General features: G+C 65.2%; 7 protein-coding genes. 5 read left to right on the top strand and 2 right to left on the bottom strand.

What is annotated here, in order from left to right:
* Positions 1 to 70 precede the first annotated feature (70 nt).
* Complete coding sequence (locus P7D22_RS14405) at positions 71 to 796, top strand: dienelactone hydrolase family protein (RefSeq protein WP_319934939.1); 726 nt, start codon at positions 71 to 73, stop codon at positions 794 to 796.
* A 129-nt stretch (positions 797 to 925) separates the two neighbouring features.
* Here P7D22_RS14405 and P7D22_RS14400 read toward each other — a convergent pair whose 3' ends face one another.
* Positions 926 to 1,537, bottom strand: coding sequence for a glutathione S-transferase family protein (locus tag P7D22_RS14400; RefSeq protein ID WP_319934938.1), 612 nt, complete (start codon positions 1,535 to 1,537; stop codon positions 926 to 928).
* Between the two features lie 225 nt (positions 1,538 to 1,762).
* Between P7D22_RS14400 and P7D22_RS14395 the strand changes: the two genes are divergently transcribed.
* The 4 genes from P7D22_RS14395 to P7D22_RS14380 all read left to right on the top strand — a co-directional run bounded on the left by P7D22_RS14395 (position 1,763) and on the right by P7D22_RS14380 (position 6,282).
* Entirely contained in the window at positions 1,763 to 2,977 is a 1,215-nt protein-coding gene (locus P7D22_RS14395) for an NAD(P)/FAD-dependent oxidoreductase (RefSeq protein WP_319934937.1), read from the top strand.
* A 256-nt stretch (positions 2,978 to 3,233) separates the two neighbouring features.
* A complete protein-coding gene (locus P7D22_RS14390) occupies positions 3,234 to 4,289 on the top strand; it encodes an aldo/keto reductase (RefSeq protein ID WP_319934936.1) in 1,056 nt (351 codons plus the stop codon).
* A 14-nt stretch (positions 4,290 to 4,303) separates the two neighbouring features.
* Entirely contained in the window at positions 4,304 to 5,188 is an 885-nt protein-coding gene (locus P7D22_RS14385; protein WP_319934935.1) for a patatin-like phospholipase family protein, read from the top strand.
* Positions 5,189 to 5,562: 374 nt separating this feature from the next.
* Positions 5,563 to 6,282 carry a Crp/Fnr family transcriptional regulator gene (locus P7D22_RS14380; RefSeq protein ID WP_319934934.1) on the top strand — a complete coding sequence of 240 codons (720 nt, stop codon included), beginning with the start codon at positions 5,563 to 5,565 and terminating at the stop codon, positions 6,280 to 6,282.
* A 6-nt stretch (positions 6,283 to 6,288) separates the two neighbouring features.
* Here the strand turns inward: P7D22_RS14380 and P7D22_RS14375 are convergent.
* Positions 6,289 to 7,165 (bottom strand): amino acid ABC transporter ATP-binding/permease protein (locus tag P7D22_RS14375; RefSeq protein WP_319934933.1); only part of this gene is annotated, 877 nt, incomplete at its 5' end.

The raw sequence follows: 7,165 nt of genomic DNA, 5'->3' as shown, positions 1-7,165 counted from the left end.
CGCACGTCAGACCGCGCCGCCTGACTGCCGCGTCACCCAAATTCCCGCGTAGCTCCATGAGCGAGTGCCCATGATCCGAAGCGAAACCATCAACTACGTGGCCGATGGCCTGTCCATGATCGGCCAGCTCTACGCCCAAGATGCCACTGCTGCGCCGCGGCCCGGCGTCCTGGTCTTTCCCGAAGCGTTCGGCCTCGGCTATCATGCGAAGTCCCGCGCGGAGCGCTTGGCGGGTCTTGGCTATGTGGCGCTCGCCTGCGATCTCCATGGTGGAGGGCAGGTTCTGGATGACCTCGGGGCCGTGATGGGCCTGATCGGTCCGATGCGCGCCGACCCGGCGAGCACCCGCGCCCGCGCCCGCGGTGGACTGGATGCGCTGCTGAAACAGCCCGGCGTCGATCAAGCCCGGATCGGGGCCATCGGCTTCTGCTTCGGCGGCACCATGGCGCTTGAGCTCGCGCGCAGCGGAGCGGACCTGGCCGGCGTGGTCGGGTTCCATTCCGGGCTGCTGACCGCCCGACCGCAGGACGCCACGAGCATCAAGGGCAAGGTGCTGGCCTGCATTGGCGCGGACGATCCGGCCGTTCCCTTCGACGAGCGCAGGGCCTTCGAGGAAGAGATGCGGGCGGGTGGGGTCGACTGGCAGTTGCACGTCTATGGCGGGGTGGTGCACAGCTTCACCAACAAGAACGCCGATCGGATGAATCGCCCCGAGATGGTGCGCTACGACGCCAAGACGGATGCGCGCTCCTGGGCCAGCATGCAGTCTTTCTTTACGGAGGTTTTCGCCGCATGACACCGTGACAGCGAACGCCGGACGACGTCTTGTCGGTGACTGGCGGCGGCGTCAGCCAGCATCGGCGCTGGTCAGGCCGGATCGATAGGTCAGCGAATGCCCTCCCAGCACGAGGCCTTTGCTCTCGCTCTACAAGGAGCCGCCGCGTTCGATCGCCTTCTTGAGGCCAGGCTGCTGAATGAGCAGAGCGAGGTAGGCTGCGACCTTCGGATGATCGCCTAGGAGACCGAAACGCTCTGCGACCTGCAATAGGTAGAGCATCTGCATGTCGGCCAGCATCAGTCTGTCGCCCATGAGGAAGGGACCGGCGCCGACCCGCTCGCCTATGTAGCCAAAGGTGGCGTCTAGCTGAGGCAACACGAACCCCGACAAGGCCTCCGGGAGTCCCCCGGTCATGTCGCCGATCACCTTCAGCATGATCGGGAAGGCGGCCGAACCCTCGACGTAATCGACCCAGCCGTCGTGAACGGCTGCCGCATCGCTGCCGGCCGGCGGCGTGAAGCGACCATTGCCGTAGCGGGCCTCGAGATACCGCAGGATCGCGCTCGATTCGGCCAGAACGAGGGACCCATCGACGATCACCGGCGATTTGCCGAGCAAATGGACTGCCTTGAGGGCCGGCGGCGCGCGATGATTCTCGTCACGCTGGTACGGAATGAGCGTGAAGGGAACGCCCAGTTCCTCGAGCAGCCAGAGAACCCGGATCGATCGCGATTGGTCGAGGTGATGCAGTTCGATCAAGACGGACTCCTTCTCAGATCATTGCAATCCGGACAGTCGCGTGTCGCAGCGCGAGAACAACGGTATGCCTGCTGACAACCCTGTCATCTCCCGCCTCCGCTGACCAGCGACGGCCGCAAGACGGGAGCCGACGATCACCGCGATGGGGCCGTGACCATCCAGTCGCTAGCGCTCCCCACCGGTCCGCTTAAGATCGTCGCACCGTTACCAGCCCGGGTGTGTTGAATGTCGAAGCCCTTCCATGCGGATCATGCCCAGACGGTGATTGTCGGTGCGGGGATCGTGGGTAGCGCGCTTGCGCTCCATCTTGCCCGCATGGGGCAGCGCGACATCCTGGTGCTCGACCGCGGTTCTCTGAATGCACCGGCAGGCTCGACCGGACATGCTCCCGGCCTTCTGGGACGCAACGCCGCTTCGGCCTCGCTGTCCGCGATGGCCTGCGAGACAGCCTCGCTGCTTGCCGAGCTTCCCACCGGAACACCAGCCTTGACCCGCGTCGGAAGCATCGAGATCGCTCGCGATCGAACGCGACTTGGTGAGATCGAGCGTAAATTCCATGTCGCCACCGAGCGTGGACTGCGGGCACGATTGATGACGAGCGAAGAAGTCGTCGAACGGGTGCCCTACCTCAATCCCGACGTAATCGCCGCAGGCCTCTTCCTCCCCGATGACGGCGTTCTGGACGTCAAACGGGGCTTGTGGGCCATTCAGGCCGAGGCGGCCGCGCTTGGGGTGGCGTTTCGCGAAAACACGGAGGTGACCGGCTTCGAGCGGGTCGGCGGACACGTCGCGGGCGTGAGGACCGCCGACACCGTTCTAAGCTGCGACCGGGTCGTCATCGCCACGGGGATCTGGGGCCGCTTTCTGCTCGACACGCTGGATGTCGCGCTGCCGATCGTTCCGGTGCAGCATCCTTATGTCACGACGGCACCAGTGGCCACGCTGGCTGGCAGTTCCGCCGAGGCCACGCACCCGTTCGTTCGGGATGTCGAGCGGCTGTTCTACCTGCGAGAGCACGGTGACCGCCTGGGCTTCGGCTGGTTCAGCCATCTGCCGACCGCGACGGACCCACAGGCCATGACGACCGCCGACATGCCGTTCCCCTCACACGGTCTGCTCGATGATCTCGAACACGACCTCGTTCCCCTGCTCGGTCAAACCGCGCTCGAACAAAAACTGAACGGCCTCCTGTCGATGACGCCTGACGGGTTACCCCTCATCGGCCAAGTCGACGGGCGCCCCGAACTCTGGGTCGCGGAAGCACTCTGGGTCACGCATGCCGGAGGAGCGGGCCGTGCTTTGGCTGAACTGATGCTCGGCCGCGCCCCGTGGATCGACCTCGAGCCGTTTCGCTTGAACCGCTTCTCACATGTTGACGTTGAAGCGAACCGACAACAGTCCCTCAGTTTGTACAACAATATCTATGCTTGGGGTGGATAGCGCTACACCGCACATGGTCTGCTCACCGGTCCGCCCATGTCGATGCGAGTGAGTGGTCGTCGATGCGTCGCTGTTGGTCCCAAAAACCTCATGGACGCCGACCGTCGTCTGGGCGCGAGCTTGCCGCGCACTCGGGCCCCATGCAATTCCTGATACTAGGTGACGCGCGCGTTCCCGTGTTCTGCCTGTCTTGCATGCCGTGCGGGTCGAACCCAAAAACGTCATCCATGCCCCCCCTGCCATCGGAGAAAGTCTCATGCGGTACAACAAGCTTGGCCGGACCGGCCTGTTCGTGTCCGAACTGTGCCTCGGCACCATGACGTTCGGCGGCACCGGCGAGATCTGGAGCAAGATCGGCAACTTGCAGCAGGGCGAAGCCGACGATCTCGTCAGAATGGCCTTCGACCAGGGCATCAACTTCATCGACACGGCCGACGTGTATTCTCAAGGACGATCGGAGGAAATCACCGGCCAGGCGCTGCAAAACCTCGGCATCGCACGGGACGACGTTGTGGTGGCCACCAAGGCGTTCGGCGAGACCGGCAAGGGAGCCAACAGCCGTGGTTCGTCGCGCGTCCACCTCATTGACGCCTGCAAGGCAAGCCTCAAGCGGCTCAAGGCCGACCACATCGACCTCTACCAGTTGCATAGCTTCGACCCGGCAACCCCGATCGAGGAAACCTTGCGGGCTCTCGACATCCTGGTTCAGCACGGCCACGTCCGCTACGTGGGCGTGTCGAACTGGGCGGCTTGGCAAATCACCAAGGCGCTTGGCATTTCCGAGAGGTTGGGCCTTGCCCGCGTCGAAACCGTCCAGGCCTACTACACCGTCGCCGGGCGCGATCTCGAGCGCGAACTCGTCCCGATGATGAAGTCCGAGGACGTCGGCCTGCTCGTATGGAGCCCTCTGGCAGGCGGCCTGTTGTCGGGCAAGTACACGCGCGAAGCGCAGGGCGAGCAGGGGAGCCGACGGCTGTCCTTCGACTTTCCTCCCGTGAAGAAGGATCGGGCCTGGGATGTGATCGACGTGCTCAAGCCGATGGCGGACGCACGCGGGGTGTCGGTGGCACAGATCGCGCTCTCTTGGCTGTTGCACCAGAAGGTCGTGACCAGCGTCATCGTCGGCGCCAAGCGCGTGGATCAACTGAAGGACAATATCGCAGCGACGACGGTCGAACTCAGCCACGACGATCTCGCGGCGATCGATGCGGTGAGCGCGCTGCCGGCCGAGTATCCCGGCTGGATGCATGCCTTCCAGGGCGAATTTCGTCGTAAGCAGTTGGCCGGTGATCCGCGTAGGACATCACGCTGACGAACGAGGCACCGATGGGCAAACCAAACACTCTGAGAGGACGCGCGCTGGTGCTCGGCGGCGGTGGCGTAGCCGGCATCGCGTGGATGACGGGACTGCTGCTCGGCCTGAGCGATGAAGGCGTGGACCTGCACGGCGTCACCGATACGCTGATCGGGACCTCGGCGGGCTCGACCGTCGCTGCCCAGATCGCAGGTGACACGCGTCTCGACGATCTCTTTCAGCGGCAAGTCGACCCGGCGAGGCAGGTCGCGGAACTTCAGCCGAAACCGCACCTTCTCGAGTTGGTCAGTCACGCACTTCCCGTCTTGTTCGAGCTTTCGGATCCGACCGAACGAACCCGCCGGATTGGCGACCTGGCGGTGAACACCACGACGGTACCTGAATCCGTGCGGCGGAATGTGATTGCAGCACGTCTTCCGGAACATAAGTGGCCCGACCGGGTGCTGAAGATCGTGGCAGTCGACATCACAACGGGAGAACCCCGGGTCTTCGACCGTCTGTCAGGGGTCGAACTCGTGGACGCAGTGGCGGCGAGTTGTGCCGTCCCAGGCTTATGGCCACCCGTGAGCATCGGCGATCGTCATTACATGGACGGCGGCATCCGTTCGTCGGACAATGCAGATCTCGCAGCCGGGTCTGAAACCATCGTTGTGATCTCGCCTCTGGGTACCGGGGGCGTGACGCTGCCGGGCAGCAGCAACCTTTCCAGCCAAGTCGAGGTCTTGCATCGAGACGGTGCCCGGACGCGCGTCATCGAACCAGACGATGCCGCGCGCAAAGCGATCGGCCAAAACCCGCTCTCACCCGACACCCGGATCCCTGCGGCCGAGGCCGGCCGAGCACAAGGTCGCGCGATCGCGGCTGGTCTGGCCATGTTCTCGGACAAGCCATCGTGATGAGCTCGACCGGCGGCCGTTTGCCCGAGGTCCTGATGAAGCATCCCAAGGCCGCTACGGTCGCGCCGATGTTCACGCCGCTGCGGCGCGACGATCCTATGCCCGTGAACGGACGTATGCGCGCCCACATTGGTCATGCTGTAGGTTGGAAGTCTCGCCCGAAAGCAGCCGTTTGAGCGTGCTGACCTCCAGCGCTTTGGGTCAGGCTGAGGAGGACATGGGTGCTGCACAGATGATGGCTACGATGTCACGCCGTTCTGTTCCTTGACCTCTTCGAACGAAAAGCGGTGATAAGCGGCAAATGGAAGTGAACGGCAGCCAGCGTCGAATGCTGACCAGCACGAAGTTGTAGGTCTAAGAGGTAAAGCCGTCGGATGAACTGGGACCGCCCTCATCGTGATCCCTGCCATGCGTGCCTGGCGTGCGATGTGCGGAGGCAGGCCATCTGCGCGGCGCTCGATGACCAGGACGTCGGAGCGCTCGAGGCCATCATGACCGCCACGGCGCTCGACGCCAACGCGACCCTCGTGCACGAGGGCGACCCGCGCCGCCGCGTATACAGCCTCACGGGTGGCATGTTGCGCCTGTCGACCCTTCTGCCGGACGGACGGCGGCAGATCACCGGCTTTCTAATGCCGGGCGACTATCTGGGGCTGGCCGACGACGACACTTACGCGCTGAGCGCTGAGGCCGTCGTGCCTTCGCAATTGTGCAGCTTCCCGGTTGCTCAGATGGACGGACTGATGGCGCGTTTTCCGCGCCTCAAGGACAGGCTTCACCTGATGACGCGAACGGCGCTGAGACAGGCACGGGACAATCAGATCGTGCTGGGACGGCTTGCGCCGGTCGAAAAGGTTGCCTCCTTCCTGCTGGTGACGGCGCAACGGGCTGCCGCGGCAGGCCAAGCCGGCGACGTGGTCAATCTGCCGATGACCCGGGCCGACATCGCCGACTACCTCGGCCTCACGGTCGAGACGGTGAGCCGCTCCTTCACCAAGCTCAAGGTACAGGACCTCATCCATCTGCCCGACCCGCACCACGTCACGCTCGTGGATCGCCACGCACTCCAGGCCGTGGCGGGCTGGTCCGCCTGACGCCGCTCACCCGATCCGTTCGAGCCGTCCATTCGTCAGCCGGAAAACCCGGTCTGCCGTTCCGGGCGGCAGGGCCGCGTGGGTGACGAGGACAACGGTGCGACCGGCCGTGGCGCAGGCGAGATCGTGCAGGAAAGCCCGCTCCGTCTCCTGGTCGAGACCGCTCGTGGGCTCATCCAGCAACAGGATGGCGGCAGGGCTCAACAGCGTGCGTGCGAGGCAGATCCGGCGGGCCTGGCCGGCCGACAAGGTCCGTCCCCCTTCTCCGCACCACGTGTGGAGGCCGTCGGGCAGGCCTTCCACGAAGGAGCGGAGGCGCGCCTGATCCAAGGCACGCCACAGTGCCGCATCATCCGCGTCGGGCCGCCCGAGGCGGAGATTGTCGCCCACCGTGCCCAGAAACACGGGCGTAGTCTGGCTCATCAGGGCCACCCGGGCGTGGAGGTCGGCTTGCGCCACGCTGGAGACATCCGCGCCCGCGACGCGCACGAGACCCTCGGCCGGATCAGCCAGGCGCAGTGCGAGGTCGAGCAGCGTCGACTTCCCACAGCCGCTTTCGCCCACGATCGCAACGCGCGATCCGGCCGGGCAATGCAAGGTCAGTCCGCGCAGCAGCGGCCGTTCCGGGCGATGGGAGAACGACACCGCCGAGAAGGTGAGGTCGCTGCCAGGCGGCAGCGACTGCGGGGTGGCGGGTTCGGCGACCGCCGGCGCCGTCGATGCGATCGCGGCCAGCCGCTCGGCCGCCGCCAGGGCCGCTCCGAAGCGGCCCGCGTTGCGCACCATCACGGCAGCGGCCTCGAAGCTCGCCAGCACCGCGAGCACGAGCCCCACCAGCATCGGGCCGCCGAGGATGCCTTTGCCGACCGCCTCCAGGCCCGCC

The sequence above is a fragment of the Lichenihabitans sp. Uapishka_5 genome, assembly GCF_033947565.1.
In the GTDB taxonomy this organism is placed as follows: Bacteria; Pseudomonadota; Alphaproteobacteria; order Rhizobiales; family Beijerinckiaceae; genus Lichenihabitans.
This window is presented reverse-complemented; position numbering and strand designations above follow the sequence as displayed.